This is a genomic window from Geobacillus sp. G4 (assembly GCF_040327975.1).
Classification (GTDB): domain Bacteria; phylum Bacillota; class Bacilli; order Bacillales; family Anoxybacillaceae; genus Geobacillus; species Geobacillus thermoleovorans.
On the sequence record NZ_JBEPJY010000007.1, the window covers coordinates 116,777 to 134,223 of the forward strand.

Here is a 17,447-nt window from a genome sequence, read left to right on the forward strand (position 1 = left end):
CGGCAACGATGTGAAAAAAGCGGCTGTCATGTGAGCGTATGGCAAAGAATCGGTGACAGAGGGGGAAAGAACGATGAAAGTGCTTGTGCTTGGAGCGGGGCTGATGGGCAAAGAAGCAGCACGCGATTTAGTGCAAAGCCAAGATGTTGAGGCGGTGACGTTGGCGGATGTCGATTTGGCTAAGGCGGAGCAGACGGTGCGGCAGCTTCATTCCAAAAAGCTTGCCGCTGTGCGGGTGGATGCCAGCGACAAGCGGCAGCTGTCGGCTTTCATGAAAGGGCACGATGTGGTTGTCAACGCCTTGTTTTACCAGTTTAACGAAACGGTGGCGAAAACAGCTATTGCAGCTGGCGTCCATTCTGTCGATTTAGGCGGCCATATCGGCCATATCACCGACCGGGTGCTTGAGCTGCATGAACAAGCCCAAGCCGCTGGGGTGACCATCATCCCCGACCTTGGCGTCGCACCCGGAATGATCAACATTTTATCCGGCTATGGGGCGAGTCAACTCGATGAGGTGGAATCCATCTTGCTGTATGTTGGCGGCATCCCCGTCCGCCCCGAACCGCCGCTGGAGTACAACCATGTGTTTTCGCTCGAGGGGCTGCTTGACCATTACACCGATCCGGCCTTGATCATCCGCAACGGCCAAAAGCAGGAAGTGCCGTCCCTTTCGGAAGTCGAGCCGATTTATTTCGACCGGTTCGGGCCGCTTGAAGCGTTTCACACCTCAGGCGGGACGTCGACGCTCTCGCGCTCGTTTCCGAACTTGAAGCGGCTCGAGTACAAAACGATCCGCTACCGCGGCCATGCGGAAAAATGCAAGCTGCTTGTCGATTTGAATTTGACGCGCAACGATGTGGAAGTTGAGATCAATGGATGCAGAGTCAAGCCGCGCGATGTGCTGCTTTCCGTCCTGAAGCCGCTGCTTGATTTGAAAGGAAAAGATGATGTGGTGTTGCTTCGGGTCATCGTCGGCGGTAGAAAAGATGGAAAAGAAACGGTGCTGGAATACGAAACCGTCACGTTCAATGACCGCGAAAATAAGGTGACGGCGATGGCGCGTACGACGGCCTACACCATTTCCGCTGTCGCCCAGCTCATCGGCCGTGGGGTGATCACAAAGCGCGGCGTCTATCCGCCGGAGCAAATCGTTCCGGGGGATGTATATATGGACGAGATGAAAAAACGAGGAGTGGTGATTAACGAGAAGAAAACGGTTCGCTTATGAAAAAAGCATCATAGAGTGATGATAAGAGATGATGACAATGATCCGAATAAAAAACACGCCTGTTTCTCACCGAGAAACGGGCGTGTTTTCGTTTTGTCCGCAACGGTTGCTTTTATACAGTTTTCGTTGCCGATGGCTCCCGTTTGCGCCAGGCAAGGAAAAGGAATGCAACAAGCGACAGCGCCATGGCGATCATAAACGGCGCCTTTGCGGAAACGGCATGACCGATGACGCCAGATAGCACTGGAGCGATGGCCGCCCCCATCCAGCGAATGAAGTTGTACATGCCGGAAGTGACGCCGCGTTCATACGGCGATGTTTCCATCACATAGCCTGTAAACAAGGCGTTGTTTAAGCCGGATACAAGGCCCGACAAAATGATAAGGACGATCATGAACCATGTTTGTTCAGCGACCGCTAAAAGCAGCAATAAAACGGCAAACAGCAATAAGCTGTAAGGCAATATTTGTTTCGGTTCGTATTTTGCTTCAAGCCGGTGGGCCAACGCTGCCGATCCGTAGGCGAGGCAAAGCCCCCAGCCGAAAAAGACAAGACCGATTTGAATCGCCGATAACTTCATGACCAGAGGCGAATAGGCCAAAACAACGAAAAAGCCGTAATAATAAAGCATCCCGCCGATCGCCCCTTTTAAAAACGGCGGAAAGGCGAGCAGATGCCGCATTTCCTGCCATCCGACTGCTTTTTTCGGTTTTCCTTTGTTTGGATCATACACAAAAAATGTGACAAGCAAAAAGGCGATAAAAATGAGTACGCTTGTGCCGATAAACGGGTAGCGCCATGAATGTTGGCCCAGCAGTCCACCGATGAGCGGACCGCCGGCCATGCCGAGGCCGATCGCCGCCTCATACAAGCCGACAGCGGTGCTTGCCTGCGGTGTCAAAGCGATTAACAGTGTCATAGCCGTTGCAAAAAAGGTGGCATTGCCAAGCCCCCAACCGGCGCGGAAGATCGACAGTTGTGGAATGTCGGCGGCGAAACCGCACAATAATGAGAAAATCGTGACAAGGCCAAGTCCGATCACCATCATTTGTTTATCACCAACGCGGCTGACGACAAGGCCAACGGGAATCATCATGACCGCCATCGTAAAAATATAGGCGGTAAACAACATTTCCACTTGCCAGTGGGTCGCGCCGATGCTTTCGGCGATGACCGGCAAAATCGGATCGACGACGAAAAAACGTCGCACAAAACAAAAAAAGATATCCCCGCTAGACTCGGGATATCCGGTTATGTGAAGGCTATATGTCCGCTTTTTTTGCTTCAAGCGCTTCTTTTACCGCTGCCTCGATCTCCTGATAGCTCGTGCAGCGGCAAATATTGGACTCCAGCCATTCTTGAATCGTCGCTTGATCCGCGCCCGGATGCCGCTCGATGAGTGCGTGGGCGTTCATAATGAATCCAGGAGTGCAATAGCCGCACTGAAAGGCGAAGTGGCGGACGAAGGCGTGCTGAATGGGGGCATCATCAAGCCCTTCGATCGTGGTGATTTCTTTGCCGACTGTCTCAATCGCGAGCATCATGCACGATTTGATTGGCGTGCCGTCGACTAAGACGGTGCAGGCGCCGCAGTCGCCGTTCAAACAGCCTGGCTTGGCCCCGGTCAGCCCCAGCCCATCGCGCAAAACAAACAGCAGCGTTTCGGCTTGGCGAGTGACGATCGATCTTCGTTCTCCATTAACGTGCAGCACAAGCTCCCGCTTTGTCGTTTCCTCCATGTCCGCATGCTCACCTCCTGTTTAGACGTTTTCTCCGTCTCCGAGCTCACGAAGCATATCTTCAAGCAGCTGGGCGGCCACGAACAGCCGGTAGTCTGCTGAGCCTTCAATATCGTGCAAAATCGGGCGCGGGAAGGCGTCAACCGCTGCTTGGATTCGTTCACCAACTGGGCGGTTCCGGTCGTTGAGGTGCGCCTCAACGTCAGCCGAGCGAAACGGAAACGGGCAGATGCCGCTTAGGGCAACGCGAACCGTCCCGTCTTTTTTCAGCGCTGCAATCGTCACAAGCGGGTAGCCGACTTCCCCTTGCTTGCGGCGCTTGCGGTGGAAATGGGGCAGGGTGGCGGTGGCACGGTCAACCTTGAACTGGACGACAAATTCACCGCGGCCAAGCTGCAGCTGTTGATGAAACAAGTCAAGGAAGCGGCATTGCCTGATGCCGTATGGTCCGGCGATGATGACATCCGCCTCGGCGACGAATAGCGGCAGTGCGGTCTCACGGTAAAAAATTTGTCCGCAGATGTTGCCGCCGAGCGTAATTTGGTTGCGCGCTGTCCGGTCGGCGACTTCTCGCGCCGCTTTTGTCAATAACGGGAACGGATTTGCTTCTTCGAGCTCGCCGAGGGAGAGCGCCGCTCCGAGCACGAGAGAACCATTGTCGACATCAAGCGACCGACATTCAGGGATCGATTTTATGTCAATGACGGCCGCGGTGCGGACAAGGTTCAACCGAGACAACGTGATGATTTCCGTGCCGCCGCCGTAGTAGAGCGGTCGTTTTCCATCCCGCTCGAGCGCCGCAAACAGCGCTGTCGCTTCGGCGATCGACTGCGGCCGGTAGTAGGCAAAGTCAAACGGAACCATAGGAGTCCCCTTTCTGTGTCCGCCAAATGAGTTCAGGCACAAGCGGCAGTTCATTGAGCGGCACGCCGGCAGCGAGAGACAAGGCGTTTGCCAAGGCGGCGGGCATGCCGATCAAGCCATGTTCGCCGATGCCGCGAGCGCCGTATGGGGCATCGATTTGCGGCGTTTCGACAAACTCAACGATGTACTCTGGATGTTCGCCGAAGCGAATCGGCCGGTATGTGCGCAACTGTGGGTTTAACACGCGCTGTTCGTTGTCAAAAAGAAACCCTTCGCGGCTGGCAAAGCTTAGCCCCATGCTCATCGCCCCCATCGCTTGGCCAAGCGCTGCCTTTGGGTTGAGCACTTTGCCGGCATCAATGACCGCATACGCTTTGACAATGCGATACGTGTAGTCGCGGCGGTTGAACTCAATTTCCACTCCCTCGGCGCATACGCCCCATTCCGGTCCCGGTTTGCCGGCGCCGGTCTCCGGATCAAGCGGGGTCAAGTGGCGCAAAATGTAGTGGCCGCGCCCGATCACTTGCCCGCCGATGGCGTTGCCGTTCGGAAACTTGTAGCCATAGGCGATGTCTTTGATCAGAAGAAAGATGGCCGGGTCATCGCGCAAAAAGACGCGCCCGAATCCGACTTCCAAATCGTCCGGCGAGGCCCGCAAGACGCAGGCGGCGATGTCTTTTAACTGACGGATGGCGTCGTCGGCAGCGGCAAGCGCCGCACGTCCGGCCATAAACGTCCCGCGGCTGGCGACTGTTTTCCAATGTTCCGGCGTCGTTTGCGTATCAATATCCATTTTGACATGGACACAATCGACGTCCATCTTCAGCCGTTCAGCAACGATTTGCGCGAGCACCGTTTTCGTTCCGGTTCCGATTTCGACGACGCCGGAGATGACGTTGACACTGCCGTCGGAGTTGAACGTTAAGATGACGCCCGAGCTAGCATCTGTGTCGATCGTCGATGTTTTCCAGCCGCTGCTGATTCCCTTTGCTCTTACCGTATAAGCGTCCACTTCGACGCGCTGCCACTCGTCCCAGCGCATCAGCTCGCGCAACCGGTCGAGGCAGGCTGATATGTTGCCGACGTTGCTTTTTGTGAGCCGCACTTGCGTCGGGGTCGTATGCCCCGGGCGGATGGCATTTTTGCGCCGCACCTCCCATGGGTCAAGTTGAAGCGTTCGTGCCAATTCATCGATGGCCCGCTCGACGGCAAATGCCTGTTCGCAATGGCCAAAACTGCGAAACGGCGTCGCGTACGGGCGATTCGTATAGACGCACAATGAATCACAAAAAACGTTTTCGACATGGTACGGGCCGGTGCAATCGACGGCTGCGGCGCGGCTGACATCGATCGCCTTGTCGGAATAAGCCCCGCCGTCAAATAGAAATAAGATTTCCATGGCCTTGAGCAAGCCCTCTTTTGTCGCGCCGATTTTGACGGTTGCCTCCAAACCGATATGGACGGGCGAAGTGACCATGTCATGCTCGCGGCTGTTCCAGACGCTCACTTTTCGGCCGCCGACCGCTTTGGAGGCAAGGTAGGCAAGCAACTCAAGCTGGACGGGCGCTTTTCCTCCGTAGGCGCCGCCGACAAGCGGCGTATGGACGATGACTTTGCCGGTTTCTTCGCCAAAATACGTATGAAGCAACTTCTTGATCATAAACGGTGACTGTGAGGAGGCGGAAATATGGATCGTGCCGTCCGGCCAAATTTCTGCCGTGGCGCAGCGTGTTTCCATCGCGATATGATCGGAAGGGGCGAACGATACGCTTGTTTCGACGATGACGTCGCTTTCAGCAAACCCTTGTTCAATGTTGCCTTTTCGGATTTTTGTCCGGTGGGCGACGTTTGTCCCTGGCTCAGGATGAGTCGTTTTGTTTTTTTCATAGCGGTCGAGATGTTCATGCAATAATGGAGCGCCTTCTTTCAACGCTTCGCGCGGCGAGCCGACGGCTGGAAGCGGTTCGTAAACGACGCGGACGAGGCGGGCCGCTTGTTCGGCTTGCGCGAGCGTATCGGCTACGACGACGGCGACGACTTCGCCATAGTAGCGCACTTTGTCGACGGCGATCGGCGGACGATCGCGCATGTCTTCACCGGTGAGCGGAAGCCCTTCGCCGGTCACAACAGCATGGACGCCGTGGACGGCGAGCGCGCGGCGTGCATCCAGCGAGAGGATGCGCGCATGGGCGTATGGGCTTGTTACTAGAGCGGCATGAAGCATCCCCTGTTCTTTGAAATCGTTCGTATATTTCGCCCGGCCGGTCACTTTATCCCACGCTTCTTTGCGGATGATGCTTTTACCGATGGCCACGGTGGCGTCCCTCCTTTTCTTCTCGATCCATGACGGCACGCTTATAATCGTCTATCGTGTCAATGTCGATGCCGATCGTCTCATCGCCTTCATACAAGAGACCGCGCCAACGCGGATGGTGAAACAGTGTGCGCCCCCCGGCATCGCCCCTTAGAGCAAGCAAGGCAGGGAACATTTGTTTCCCAAAAATGACTGGGGGCATCGGCGTGCCGAAGCGGGTGAAGGCGACGTAATCAGGACGGTGGCGGCGGTAAAGGTCGGTAAGCGCATTGATTACGTCCGCAGTGACAAATGGTTGGTCCGCCAACAATACGACAGCGGCGTCCGCCCCGCTAGCGAGCGATTCCCGCAAGCCGCAGGCAAGCGAATGCGCCTGCCCACGGCAATGGTCAGCGCAACGGGTGAAGCGGCAGTTTTCATGATTCCGAAGCTCGTCTGGAAGCCACGCGAGCGCATCGTCCGGAGGAACGACGACGATGACGGGCGAAAGGCGGGAACGAAGCGCCGCTTTAAGGCTGGCGGCCCCCAGCGTGCTTTCTCCCCAAGGCAAAGCGCGTTTATCCGTTCCCATCCGCCGGCTTTCTCCAGCCGCCAAATAAATGACAGCGATGGTTGGGCCATTCATGATACTCTCTCCGTTGATCGCCCGCGAAGGACGCTGATCAATTCGGCGGTGATGCTAACGGCGATCTCATACGGACCGCGTGCGCCGATGGAAAGCCCTGCCGGCGAACGGACAAATGGAGGCGTCGAGCCGGAAGGAAAGAGGCGGTCCGTGCGCCGCCGCGGACCGAGCACGCCCAGATAAGCGAGCGGCATGTCGGCTAACAAGGAAACGAGTTCGCGGTCGCGTTCAAACTGATGGGTCGTGATGACGACAAAGTCGCGCTCGTTTAGGCGAAGCCGCGGAACAGTTTCATGCGGAAAGCCCATGACGAAGGCGTCGGCGTCCGGAACATGGGATGGGTGGCAAAACGCTGGGCGCCAATCACTCACGGTAACGGAAAATCCCGCCGCTTTGGCCGCCGCGACGAGCGGCGGGGCGTCCGGACCGGCGCCGAAAATGACGAGGCGCGGCTTTGGCCAAAAGTGCTGAACGTAAAACGCCTCCCCATCTGCCTCATACCATCCATTCCATCCCCTGAAAGGCGGCGCATCGCGAAGCCATTCAGTCCATTCTGGCCTCGGCATCCGGCCGCTGCCAAAGCGCTCTCCGGTTTCGCTTTGGAAAAACGGAGGTTCGTTTCGGTTTGAGAGGCTGCGTGCCATGAGAACATGCTCGCCGTGTTCAAGGCAGCGTTTGAGCGTCAGCCAGACCGGTTTTGTGTCCGCCGTCACCGGCTCAAACCAAACACGGATGAGGCCGTTGCAACCAGCACCCTGCCCCCACGACAAATCGTCCTCGGTCCGCAAATCAAACGAGACAGCAGCTGCCTGGCGGTTGGCCAATACGTCACGCGCGTAGGCCGCCACCGCTTCTTCGAGGCATCCGCCGCTCAGCAGCCCGACCGTTTCCCCATTTGCGCCAATCCACATGCATGTTCCTTCTTTTTGGTATGCCGAGCCTTCCACCTCGATGATGATGGCGAGCACGCCATCGCACGGCGCGGCGGCGATGGCCTCAAGCACTGGAAAGTAGCTTTCCATGATGATCCTCCTTATGCGTTGCGGGAAGGTAAAATCTAGAAATTACGAACCATGGCTTTCCCATTGTCTTCTTTTTGGTTTTCGCCGCCCTTGACGTCCCTTTCGCCCCCTTTGGCGGGTGTTGGTCAAGGGTGAATCCCGTCTTCGAGGATTCTCTGCGATGCACAGTGGCGTTTTCTATAGAACTTTAACACTGCCCGTTACGCCTAAAGGCGGCCGAGCTGTTGAAAGCGCGGTGGGATGATGCATCAACTTTCGCAATGGCCGTAAGCGGCGGCAGCGGATGCGGCATCGGTTCGTCCCTCTTTTTAAAAAAGGCTCTGCTATCATTATATTTCTGTAACAAATGACCATGACTGAAAAAGGAAAGAAGCCAGCCGTCATCGGCTAGCCTCCTTGTTTTTGATCTGTTTTTCCTTTTCCGAGCCGTCCGGCCCGCTTGGCGGCTTCCCGCAGCAAAAACTCGATCTGGGCGTTGACGCTGCGAAACTCGTCCTGCGCCCATTGTTCGAGCGCGGCATATAATTCATGGTCAATGCGCAGGGGAAATTGTTTTTTCTTTGCCATCGCACTCCACAACCGTTAATATAGACTGCCGGTATTGATCACCGGCTGGGTGGCGCGCTCGGAGACGATCGCGACCATTAAGTTGTTCACCATTGCGGCTTTTCGTTCATCATCTAACTCTAAAATGTTTTCTTTGTCAAGTTGTTCAATCGCCATTTGCGCCATCGAGACAGCGCCTTCGACGATTTTTTTCCGGGCGGCCAAAATGGCGGCTGCTTGTTGACGCTGCAACATGGCGCTCGCAATTTCCGGGGAGTACGCCAAGTGAGTGAGGCGCGCTTCCATCACCTCGACTCCGGCGACACGCAATCGCTCCTGCAGCTCAGCGGCGAGAACATCGGAAATAATATCGGCGTTGCCGCGCAACGTAATCTCGTTGTCGTCTTCAAACGTGTCGTACGGATATTTTGTCGCGACATGGCGAATGGCGGCTTCGCTTTGAATCTCGACGAATTGTTCGTAATCATCAACATCGAACACAGCCTTGGCTGAATCAATGACGCGGAAAACGACGACGGCGGCAATTTCAATCGGATTGCCTTGAACATCGTTCACTTTCAACTTGTTGCTCGTGAAGTTGCGCACGCGCAGCGATACTTTCTTTCGAACGGTGAGCGGCACGGTGAAAAACAGCCCGCTGTCGCGAATCGTGCCGAAATAGCGGCCGAAAAAGGTGAGCACTTTCGCTTGATTCGGCTGGACGATCGTGATGCCGGTCGCCAAGAGGGCGGCAAGGGCGAAGCAGAAAACGGCCAATAAGAGCTGCACTTGAATGAGGCTGACAAAACCAGCCATAACGAAAAGGGCGATGCATCCGATGCCGATAAATCCATCCATGCGCCATGCTTTTTGTTCTCTCATACCTATCCCCCTAATAGTGTCGATTTGATATTTATATGATATCATATAATCAAAAAAATGGAAACAGGGATTGATCATGTTAAGACGAGAAGAGGGATTCGCCCATAGCTCGCCACGAGGCAGATGTTTCTAACTATTTTCCATCCAGAAGCATAAAGGGCGATCGTTCAGCCTGTTAATGTTTTAATGTACTAAAAAATGGAAATTCATAATTGACATCGCATTCATTGTCATCATACAATAGAAAAAAAGACCAATAGGTGTGTAGAAGCAATGGAAACACGACAAGCGCGCATCGGCCGGCTGGCGCTTTTGCTGGCGATGCTTGACGAAGGAGAGGAAGAAGCGGCCCTCGGCCAGCTCGAGGCGCTCGCTTGGCGCTATTGTCAAGGGCGGGTCGGGGCGATGGAACCGCAAAAAATCGTCGCGGCAATTGAGACGGCGGCGAAACGGCATGGAGTGGTTGACGGTGGCTTGTACCGTGAGATGCACGCCTTATACCATGCGATTTTAGAGGCAGTGCATGGCGTGACGAGAGGGCAGGTAGAGCTAGGAGATTTGTTGAGAACCGCTGGCCTTCGTTTCGCCGTGGTGCGCGGTATGCCATATGAACAGCCGAACGAAGGGGAATGGATCGCCGTTGCGTTGTACGGGACGATCGGCGCTCCGGTGCGCGGGCTCGAGCACGAGGCGGCCGGGCTCGGAATCAATCATATATAAGACGGTAAGTGCCTAGAGCAATAAGTCATGAGGAGGCGAACGCTGCCATATGGCAGGGCGCCTCCTTTTTTGTTTGCCCAGGCGTTCGATTGAGAAACCAAACGAAGGGAGATGGAATGATGATCGTATTGACCGGGCATACATTGACGATCGATGAGGTAAGACGTGTTGTCTATGAACGGGAGCGGGTGGCGGCCGATGAGGAAAGCATGAGGGCTGTCGAGAAAAGCCGCGCGGCAGTGGAACAAGCGATCTCCAATGGACGGACGATCTATGGCGTGAATACGGGTTTTGGCAAACTCGCCGATGTGCGCATTGAAGGAAGCGACCTTGAACAGCTGCAAATCAATCTTCTTCGCTCGCACGCTTGTGCCGTCGGCGAGCCATTTGCCGAAGATGTCGTGAGGGCGATGCTTCTTTTGCGGGCGAATGCGTTGTTGAAAGGGTATTCCGGCGTGCGTCCGGCGGTCATTGAGCAGTTGCTCGCATTTTTGAACACCGGCATCCATCCGATCGTGCCGCAGCAAGGTTCCCTCGGCGCCAGCGGCGATTTAGCGCCGCTCGCCCATTTGGCGCTGGCGTTTGCCGGCGAGGGAGAGGCGATGTACCAAGGGCGGCGGATGCCTGCCGCCCAAGCGCTTTCACAAGCGGGGATTTCACCGCTTTCCCTTCAGGAAAAAGAAGGGCTGGCGCTTATTAACGGCACGCAGGTGATGACGGCCGTCGGAGCCCTTGCTTACTTAGAGGCGGAACAACTGGCGTATGACAGTGAATGGATCGCGGCGCTGACGATTGAGGCGCTTTATGGCATTGTGGACGCGTTTGACGCCCGCATCCACGCAGCCCGCGGGTTTCAGGAGCAGGTGGAGGTGGCGGAACGGCTGCGCCGCTATTTAGCTGGCAGCCAACTCACAACAAGGCAAGGGGAGCGGCGCGTGCAAGATGCGTACTCCATCCGTTGCCTCCCGCAAGTGCACGGAGCGTCGCTTAGGGCGCTTCGTTATGTGAAGGAAACGCTTGAAATCGAAATGAACGCTGCTACGGACAATCCGCTTATTTTTGTGGACGGGACGGCGCTCTCTGGCGGCAACTTTCATGGCCAACCCGTTGCGATCGCCATGGATTTGTTGAAAATCGCGGTGGCGGAGCTGGCCAACATCAGCGAACGCCGCATCGAACGGCTTGTCAATCCGCAGCTTAGCGAAGGCTTGCCGCCATTTTTAAGCCCACAGCCCGGCTTGCAGTCTGGGGCAATGATTATGCAATATGTCGCCGCTTCGCTCGTGTCGGAAAACAAGACGCTCGCTCACCCAGCCAGCGTCGATTCGATTCCGTCTTCAGCGAACCAAGAGGATCACGTCAGCATGGGAACGACCGCCGCCCGCCATGCGTACATGATCGTGCAAAACGCAAGAAAAGTGCTGGCGATTGAGCTCATTTGCGCTTTGCAGGCTGTCGAAGCGCGCGGCATCGAGCGAATGGCCCCGTCAACGAGGCAGTTTTACCATAAGGCGCGCCGCATTGTTTCCTCCATTACAGCTGACCGCGTCTTTTCTGATGACATTGAAGCGGTGGCGGCGTGGTTGAGCGAAAGGGCAAACCATCACTTTCTCCGCGATGAAGCGAAAGCTTAGAAGTCTAGTGAGAAAGAGCCAGGAAGTTGTGGGGTTGCAAGGTTTTTTAACTTGAGAAATACTGTTGGAGGACAGCATTTCCCCTTGAATCACCAGCTTTTTCAAGAAGGGCAAAGCATAGTGGGCGTAGAGGCGTGAGAGCGTTCAAGGATAGGTGTTTGAAAAAATGGTAGTTATATAGACCTTTTCCGCTAGAGATAGGGAAGCAGTCATCAGTGAAGATGGTTTGCTTCCCTAACTTTTTCTACGGAGTTCGGACGATGCAGTGAGCCTTCCCCATAATTGGTTAGGACGAGAGCATTGACAGTCTATTCCATTGTTGTCCCCCAGTCGAATTTGCAGTATGATGAAGAAGAGAGACAAAGGGGAAAGGGTGGGTATATCATTGACAATTTCTGCCGCGGCGCTGTTGGCGTTATGGAAGATTATTGCGATTGATATCATTTTGTCTGGGGATAATGCGGTCGTCATTGCGATGGCGACGCGGCGGCTGCCGAAAGACCAGCGAAACAAAGCGATTTTTTGGGGAACAGCGGGGGCGGTGTTGCTGCGCATCTTGTTTGCAGCCATCATTGTCTTTTTACTGAACATCCCGTTCGTTCACTTCGTTGGCGGATTGCTGCTTGTATGGATCGCCTATAAAGTGCTTGTCGAACGGGAAGAGGAAGCGAACGTACAATCATCAGACCGGTTGTTGAAGGCGATTGCGACGATTATCATTGCCGATGCAGTGATGAGCCTTGATAACGTTGTTGCTGTGGCCGGGGCGGCCGAAGGGCATCTTGGCATGCTGGCGCTCGGGGTAGCCATCAGCATCCCGATTATGATTTTCGGCTCCAAAGCGATCGTCCGGGTGATGGAACAACATCGATGGATCGCGTACGTTGGGTCGGGCATTTTGGCGTGGACGGCCGGAAAGATGATGGCGGGGGATGAAGGGGTGCTGCATTGGGTTCACCTTTCTTATGGCCCGTTCGTCTACGCGGTTGCCGCCGGTGTGACGATTTTGGTCGTGTCAGCTGGCTATATCACGAATAAAAAGGCCGAGCGTGAAGAAGGGACGTTGATTTGAGCGGTTGGGGGTGGTGTGATGCCATGAACATCCAACGCATTCTCGTGACGGGAAGGCTTTATGCCGAGCTTGCCGCCCTTCTCCCGGACAAGCGGCCGGATAAAGCGTTTCGCTTTGTGGCGGAAGAAGAATTGACGGCCAATGATTTCGCCTGGGCGGATGCGTACGTCGGCTTTCGTCCGGCCGGGCCGTTTTCGCTCGCCAATTTGCGCTGGGTGCATTCGCTCGGCGCGGGCGTTGACGCGTTTTTGTGGAAGCGGGAATGGAAGAAGAACGTGTTGCTGACGCGGACGATCGGGTCATTTGGCGAGCAGATCGCCGAATATTGCCTCAGCTACTTATTGCGCGACGCCCAATGTCATGACGTGTATGCATGGTATCAAGAACAGCGGCAGTGGAAGCCGCTCGCTCCGAAACGGCTTGGTGAACAGCGGATTGTCATTTATGGGACGGGTGAGATCGGCCGGCGCATCGCGGAAACGCTTCGTCTGTTCGGCGTTTCGCCGATCGGCGTATCGCGAAGCGGCCGAGACACGCCGCCGTTTTCGGCTGTTTGCCGCCATGAAGAGGCGGGGGAAGCGCTTGCTTGCGCTGATTGGGTGATCGCTGCGCTTCCGCTGACAGAGGAAACGCATCATCTCTTTGACGAGACGTTTTTTGCCTGTTTGCACAACGCGGGCTTTATCAATGTTGGGCGTGGGGCGACGGTTGATGAGACGGCGCTTATCGGCGCCTTGGAAAACCGAAATGTCCGCCTGGCGGTGCTCGATGTGTTCGAAGAAGAGCCGCTGCCGCCGCACTCGCCGCTTTGGGTTCATCCGAATGTCATCATTACCCCTCATATCGCGGCGCTGACATCAGCGGATGCCGCCGCCCATAGCGTTTTAGACACGCTCCGCCGCATCGAAACAGGAGCGCCGCTTGCCAATGCGGTCGATGTCAGCCGGCAATATTGATCAAAAAGCTGCCCCAAAAGCGTTTACTGAGCGTCCGCTTTCGGGGCGTTTTTTTGGGGAAAAAGAAGACGGTGCCCTTCCATGATGGACACCGTCTTCTCATGCTCACCGGTCGGTGACAATGATATACGCCGCTTTCATCGGGCCGTGGACGCCGACGACCAAGTTCATTTCAATGTCGGCCGAGTTGCTCGGGCCGGTGATGAAGTTGATGCATGACGGAATGAGGACGCCTTTTTCAATTTGCTCGTGAATGATGGCCGCCGCTTGCGTCATGCGAGGCACAACGGTGCTTTTCGGAACGATGGCGATATACGTCTTCGGCAAAAAGTGAATGGCCCGCCCTTGTTCATTGCGCGAAAACAAAACGACTGTCCCTGACTCGGCGAGGGTGATGTCACTGAACGCGATGCCGACGTTGGCCTGTTCGGCGGCGTCAATGTTTTGGCGTCCAAGCGCCGGATTCCAAATATGGACGGTCGTTTGTTCTGCGGGCCATTCGTCGCCGAGCAAGGCGGACAGCCCATATTCGGCAAAGCGCGGGTCATCCGGCACGATGACCGGGCCGCCGCCATAAGCCGTGACTTGTTGCTTGAGCACCCCAGCAAGTCCGGCGTTTGTCGTCTCAATGTAATCAGTGTGAATCAGTTTACATTGTTCGCGAAGCACTGCCAACAAGTCGTCTTGGCTATAGCCAGCCAAGACTTTCCATTGCGGCTGATCGCTCCATTGCGGCCGGGAGACGCCGGACAGGCGGGGAGCTCTCCCGAGGCGATGGGCGATGTGTTCTAAAAACGCGTCACGGTTGTGAATAGCACCACGCGTCATGACGGATTCCCTCCTTTTTGGCGATTGCGAAACCAATCGCGGAACCGCTCTTTGCTTGGCGCCGGAAATTCGCGGCTTTCCGTCCACGCTTTGAGCGGGCCGGGGCCTTTTGTGATGCGCCCGTCTTCGGCAAACGGGGCGAAGGCGCTTGGTGCCAACTTCGTACCGAAGCGGTACAATGACGGTGAGGCGGTCCCGAGACGAAACGCCTTCATCGCCAATTTTTCTGCGGCCGGCGCTTTTCCTTCGCGCTCCACGATGATTTGGCGATGTTTGATAAGCAGCTCATGAAGCGGAATTTTCACCGGGCACGCTTCCGTACAGGCGGCGCAAAGGGAGGACGCGTACGGAAGCTCCTTGTAGTCGTCGTAACCGCCCAACAGCGGCGACAAGACCGCTCCGATTGGGCCGGAGTAAATCGAGCCGTACGAATGGCCGCCGATGTGGCGGTATACCGGGCAGACGTTGACGCAGGCCGCGCAGCGGATGCATTGCAGCACCGGTTGAAACTCCGTGCCTAAAATCGACGAACGCCCGTTGTCGACGATGACGAGATGGAACTCTTCCGGACCGTCAGCGTCGCCTTCGTCGCGCGGGCCGGTGAGGACGGTGATGTAGCTCGTCAATTTTTGTCCGACGGCGCTGCGCGTCAACATGCTGACGAGAACTTCCATCTCCTCAAACGTCGGAACGATCCGCTCCATTCCCATGACCGTAATTTGCGTTTTCGGCAGCGCTGTCACCAAGTCGGCGTTGCCTTCGTTCGTAACGAGCGTAATCGAGCCCGATTCGGCGATGGCGAAGTTGCAGCCGGTAATGCCGATGTCGGCTGTCAAATAGTCGCGCCGCAGCATTGCGCGGGCATGGCGCGCGAGTTCAACGGGATCCGACGATTTATCATAGCCAAGCTTGCGGTGGAAGACGTCGCGAATTTGCTCTTTGTTTTTATGGAGCGCTGGGCCGACGATATGCGACGGCGGGTCATGGTCGTCAATTTGCAAAATGTATTCGCCAAGGTCCGTTTCGACAACGTCACAGCCGATGGATTCCAGCACCGGGTTTAAGTTGATTTCTTCCGTGACCATTGATTTCGATTTAACGATTTTTTTCGCTTGTTTTTCCAAAGCGATGCGGCGGATGTAGTCGTTCGCCTCTTCGGCCGTCCGGGCGAAAAAGACGTGGCCGCCCCGTTTGGCAACGTTTTCACTAAGCTGCATTAAATAATAGTCCAAGTTTTCGAGCGTATGCTTTCGGATTTGTTCGGCGAGCGAGCGCCACTCCTCCCAATGGCCGAGCTCTTTGATGACGCCAAGCCGCCGCACATAGCCGCGGTCTTGCATGCCGGCGACCGCTCCGCGCATAAAGTCGTTGTCCAAGTTTTCTCGGACCCGTTTCCAAAACGGCCCGTTTTCGATTTTCATCGGCATGTTCGCTTCCCTCCTTTAGTTGCGCGCATTCAACACTTCGGCAATATGCATGACGCGGATCGGCTTGCCGAGCCGTTCGATGCGCCCGCCGATGTTTAGTAAACAGCCGCAATCGGCGCCGATTAAATAGTCTGCTTCCACTTCTTCGATATGCCCGATCTTTTCATCGACCATTTGTTCGGAAATCGGCCCCATTTTGACAGAAAATGTGCCGCCAAATCCGCAGCACTGGTGGGCGTTCGGCAGCGGAACGAGCTCAAGCCCTTTGACATGTTCCAACAGCCGGAGCGGTGCGTCTTTCACGCCAAGAAGGCGGGTCATATGGCAAGACGTATGGTACGTCGCCCGCCCGTGAAACGAGGCGCCGACATCTTCGACTTTCAGGACGTCAACGAGAAATTGCGTCAGCTCGTACGTTTTCGCTGCGAGCCGTTTCGCCTCCGCTTCCCATTCCGGGTCGCCGTGGAAAATGTGCGGATATTCCTTTAACATCGCCGCGCATGAGCCGGATGGGGTGACGACATAGTCGGCATCGGCGAACGCGCGCATCATCTGTTTCATTGCCTCTTTCGCCTCTTTGACATAACCGCTGTTATACGCCGGCTGTCCGCAGCACGTTTGCGCCTCTGGAAAATCAACCTTGCAACCGAGCCGTTCGAGCAGTTCGACGGTCGCTTTGCCGACCTCCGTATAAAAGAGATCGATGAGGCAGGTGATGAATAACGAGACTTTCATCGGTTCTCCCTCCCTTGTACCGAGCTTAATGAACGGGTCATCTGATGACTATATGTCTATTATAAAATGTTTTTTTCAGATTCGTAGCCCTTTTTTGAAAAAAAGAAAAAAACGCACTCAGTCAGGTTGTTGAGTGCGAATGTAGCGGCGCAGCACGTTTTCGACATTGGTCAAATGTTCCAACATGCGCGCCCGGGCGGCGTCCGGATTTTGGTCGCGAATGGCTTCAAAAATAGCTTGGTGTTCGGCAAGCAGCTTTTCGGTTGTCGTTTGTTTCGAAAACAGCCATATGCGGCGCGTCTCCCGCATCGTTTCGACGATCATGCCGGAAACGCTGTTCATAATGCTTACAAGCATCGGATTTTGCGACGCCGCCGCAATCGCCATATGGAAGGCCAAATCCGCTTTTTCGCCAAGCTCATCGCTGCCGATCCCTTCTTTCATTTGGCGAAGCGCTTCTGTCATCGCATCGAGGTCTCGGTCTGTCCGCTTGGCGGCAGCGAGCGAGGCGGCGCCTGCCTCAAGCAGCTTGCGCACTTCAAGCAAATGCCAAATATCTTCCTTGTTCATCAAGACAGCAATGGATAGCGGAAACGTCATCACTGTCGGGTCAAACTCGCGCACATACGTTCCTTCTCCTTGTTTGAGCTCGATCAGCCCCATCGCTTTCAACGCAGTGAGCGCTTCGCGAATGGCGGCCCGTCCGACTTGAAACTGTTCGGCCAGCTGCTGAACGGAATCGAGTTTATCACCAGGTTTTAGCTCTCCGTTTTTAATCATATCAAAAATGGCTTCGGCCACTTCTTCGTAAATTTTTTTTGTTTTAATCCGTTTAAACGCCAATGGATCCAC

Annotated in this window: 17 protein-coding genes; 5 read left to right on the forward strand and 12 right to left on the reverse strand. The window is 55.4% G+C overall.

Going from position 1 to position 17,447, the window contains the following annotated elements; translation table 11 throughout:
- Positions 1-73 precede the first annotated feature (73 nt).
- Positions 74-1,231 carry a saccharopine dehydrogenase family protein gene (locus tag ABS784_RS10455; protein WP_042381028.1) on the forward strand — a complete coding sequence of 386 codons (1,158 nt, stop codon included), beginning with the start codon at positions 74-76 and terminating at the stop codon, positions 1,229-1,231.
- Between the two features lie 112 nt (positions 1,232-1,343).
- Here ABS784_RS10455 and ABS784_RS10460 read toward each other — a convergent pair whose 3' ends face one another.
- The 8 genes from ABS784_RS10460 to ABS784_RS10495 all read right to left on the reverse strand — a co-directional run bounded on the left by ABS784_RS10460 (position 1,344) and on the right by ABS784_RS10495 (position 9,223).
- Positions 1,344-2,441 carry an MFS transporter gene (locus ABS784_RS10460; protein WP_352512426.1) on the reverse strand — a complete coding sequence of 366 codons (1,098 nt, stop codon included), beginning with the start codon at positions 2,439-2,441 and terminating at the stop codon, positions 1,344-1,346.
- 52 nt (positions 2,442-2,493) lie between these two features.
- Positions 2,494-2,970 (reverse strand): (2Fe-2S)-binding protein, encoded by a 477-nt coding sequence (locus ABS784_RS10465; RefSeq protein ID WP_011229881.1) that lies wholly within the window; start codon positions 2,968-2,970, stop codon positions 2,494-2,496.
- 21 nt (positions 2,971-2,991) lie between these two features.
- A complete protein-coding gene (locus tag ABS784_RS10470; protein ID WP_352512428.1) occupies positions 2,992-3,834 on the reverse strand; it encodes an FAD binding domain-containing protein in 843 nt (280 codons plus the stop codon).
- Positions 3,821-6,148, reverse strand: coding sequence for a xanthine dehydrogenase family protein molybdopterin-binding subunit (locus tag ABS784_RS10475; RefSeq protein WP_069304000.1), 2,328 nt, complete (start codon positions 6,146-6,148; stop codon positions 3,821-3,823). The genes ABS784_RS10470 and ABS784_RS10475 overlap by 14 nt, the downstream gene beginning before the upstream one ends.
- Complete coding sequence (pucB, locus tag ABS784_RS10480; protein WP_131873929.1) at positions 6,135-6,773, reverse strand: xanthine dehydrogenase accessory protein PucB; 639 nt, start codon at positions 6,771-6,773, stop codon at positions 6,135-6,137. Before pucB ends, ABS784_RS10475 begins: the two co-directional genes overlap by 14 nt.
- Positions 6,770-7,795 (reverse strand): XdhC family protein, encoded by a 1,026-nt coding sequence (locus tag ABS784_RS10485; protein ID WP_352512431.1) that lies wholly within the window; start codon positions 7,793-7,795, stop codon positions 6,770-6,772. Before ABS784_RS10485 ends, pucB begins: the two co-directional genes overlap by 4 nt.
- 387 nt (positions 7,796-8,182) lie before the next feature.
- A complete protein-coding gene (locus tag ABS784_RS10490; RefSeq protein ID WP_352512433.1) occupies positions 8,183-8,362 on the reverse strand; it encodes a type II toxin-antitoxin system antitoxin in 180 nt (59 codons plus the stop codon).
- Positions 8,363-8,377: 15 nt separating this feature from the next.
- Positions 8,378-9,223, reverse strand: coding sequence for an SPFH domain-containing protein (locus ABS784_RS10495; RefSeq protein ID WP_047757530.1), 846 nt, complete (start codon positions 9,221-9,223; stop codon positions 8,378-8,380).
- Positions 9,224-9,496: 273 nt separating this feature from the next.
- On the opposite strand from ABS784_RS10495, the gene hutP reads away from it, so the two are divergent.
- From hutP to ABS784_RS10515, 4 genes are all read left to right on the forward strand, one after another.
- Positions 9,497-9,943, forward strand: coding sequence for a histidine utilization transcription antiterminator HutP (gene hutP, locus ABS784_RS10500; protein WP_014194867.1), 447 nt, complete (start codon positions 9,497-9,499; stop codon positions 9,941-9,943).
- Between the two features lie 119 nt (positions 9,944-10,062).
- The gene (gene hutH / locus ABS784_RS10505) at positions 10,063-11,577 is read left to right on the forward strand and encodes a histidine ammonia-lyase (protein WP_352512436.1); all 1,515 of its coding nucleotides are present in this window, start codon (positions 10,063-10,065) and stop codon (positions 11,575-11,577) included.
- Between the two features lie 343 nt (positions 11,578-11,920).
- Positions 11,921-12,649 carry a TerC family protein gene (locus ABS784_RS10510; protein ID WP_185968142.1) on the forward strand — a complete coding sequence of 243 codons (729 nt, stop codon included), beginning with the start codon at positions 11,921-11,923 and terminating at the stop codon, positions 12,647-12,649.
- A gap of 23 nt (positions 12,650-12,672) precedes the next feature.
- The gene (locus ABS784_RS10515; protein WP_352512438.1) at positions 12,673-13,605 is read left to right on the forward strand and encodes a D-2-hydroxyacid dehydrogenase; all 933 of its coding nucleotides are present in this window, start codon (positions 12,673-12,675) and stop codon (positions 13,603-13,605) included.
- Positions 13,606-13,710: 105 nt separating this feature from the next.
- Here the strand turns inward: ABS784_RS10515 and ABS784_RS10520 are convergent, their stop codons facing one another.
- From ABS784_RS10520 to ABS784_RS10535, 4 genes are all read right to left on the reverse strand, one after another.
- Positions 13,711-14,433 (reverse strand): LutC/YkgG family protein, encoded by a 723-nt coding sequence (locus tag ABS784_RS10520; protein WP_352512440.1) that lies wholly within the window; start codon positions 14,431-14,433, stop codon positions 13,711-13,713.
- The gene (locus tag ABS784_RS10525) at positions 14,430-15,860 is read right to left on the reverse strand and encodes a LutB/LldF family L-lactate oxidation iron-sulfur protein (protein WP_069304002.1); all 1,431 of its coding nucleotides are present in this window, start codon (positions 15,858-15,860) and stop codon (positions 14,430-14,432) included. The genes ABS784_RS10520 and ABS784_RS10525 overlap by 4 nt, the downstream gene beginning before the upstream one ends.
- Before the next feature lie 15 nt (positions 15,861-15,875).
- Entirely contained in the window at positions 15,876-16,595 is a 720-nt protein-coding gene (locus ABS784_RS10530) for a (Fe-S)-binding protein (protein WP_047757534.1), read from the reverse strand.
- A 117-nt stretch (positions 16,596-16,712) separates the two neighbouring features.
- The gene (locus ABS784_RS10535; protein ID WP_047757535.1) at positions 16,713-17,438 is read right to left on the reverse strand and encodes a FadR/GntR family transcriptional regulator; all 726 of its coding nucleotides are present in this window, start codon (positions 17,436-17,438) and stop codon (positions 16,713-16,715) included.
- Positions 17,439-17,447: the final 9 nt, after the last annotated feature.

Coding starts and splice junctions, on each gene's coding strand:
- ABS784_RS10455 (WP_042381028.1), top strand. CDS start 74: ATGAAAGTGCTTGTGCTTGGAGCGGGGCTGATGGGCAAAGAAGCAGCA.
- ABS784_RS10465 (WP_011229881.1), bottom strand. CDS start 2,970: ATGGAGGAAACGACAAAGCGGGAGCTTGTGCTGCACGTTAATGGAGAA.
- ABS784_RS10470 (WP_352512428.1), bottom strand. CDS start 3,834: ATGGTTCCGTTTGACTTTGCCTACTACCGGCCGCAGTCGATCGCCGAA.
- pucB (WP_131873929.1), bottom strand. CDS start 6,773: ATGAATGGCCCAACCATCGCTGTCATTTATTTGGCGGCTGGAGAAAGC.
- ABS784_RS10485 (WP_352512431.1), bottom strand. CDS start 7,795: ATGGAAAGCTACTTTCCAGTGCTTGAGGCCATCGCCGCCGCGCCGTGC.
- ABS784_RS10490 (WP_352512433.1), bottom strand. CDS start 8,362: ATGGCAAAGAAAAAACAATTTCCCCTGCGCATTGACCATGAATTATAT.
- ABS784_RS10495 (WP_047757530.1), bottom strand. CDS start 9,223: ATGAGAGAACAAAAAGCATGGCGCATGGATGGATTTATCGGCATCGGA.
- hutP (WP_014194867.1), top strand. CDS start 9,497: ATGGAAACACGACAAGCGCGCATCGGCCGGCTGGCGCTTTTGCTGGCG.
- hutH (WP_352512436.1), top strand. CDS start 10,063: ATGATCGTATTGACCGGGCATACATTGACGATCGATGAGGTAAGACGT.
- ABS784_RS10510 (WP_185968142.1), top strand. CDS start 11,921: ATGATGAAGAAGAGAGACAAAGGGGAAAGGGTGGGTATATCATTGACA.
- ABS784_RS10515 (WP_352512438.1), top strand. CDS start 12,673: ATGAACATCCAACGCATTCTCGTGACGGGAAGGCTTTATGCCGAGCTT.
- ABS784_RS10520 (WP_352512440.1), bottom strand. CDS start 14,433: ATGACGCGTGGTGCTATTCACAACCGTGACGCGTTTTTAGAACACATC.
- ABS784_RS10525 (WP_069304002.1), bottom strand. CDS start 15,860: ATGCCGATGAAAATCGAAAACGGGCCGTTTTGGAAACGGGTCCGAGAA.
- ABS784_RS10530 (WP_047757534.1), bottom strand. CDS start 16,595: ATGAAAGTCTCGTTATTCATCACCTGCCTCATCGATCTCTTTTATACG.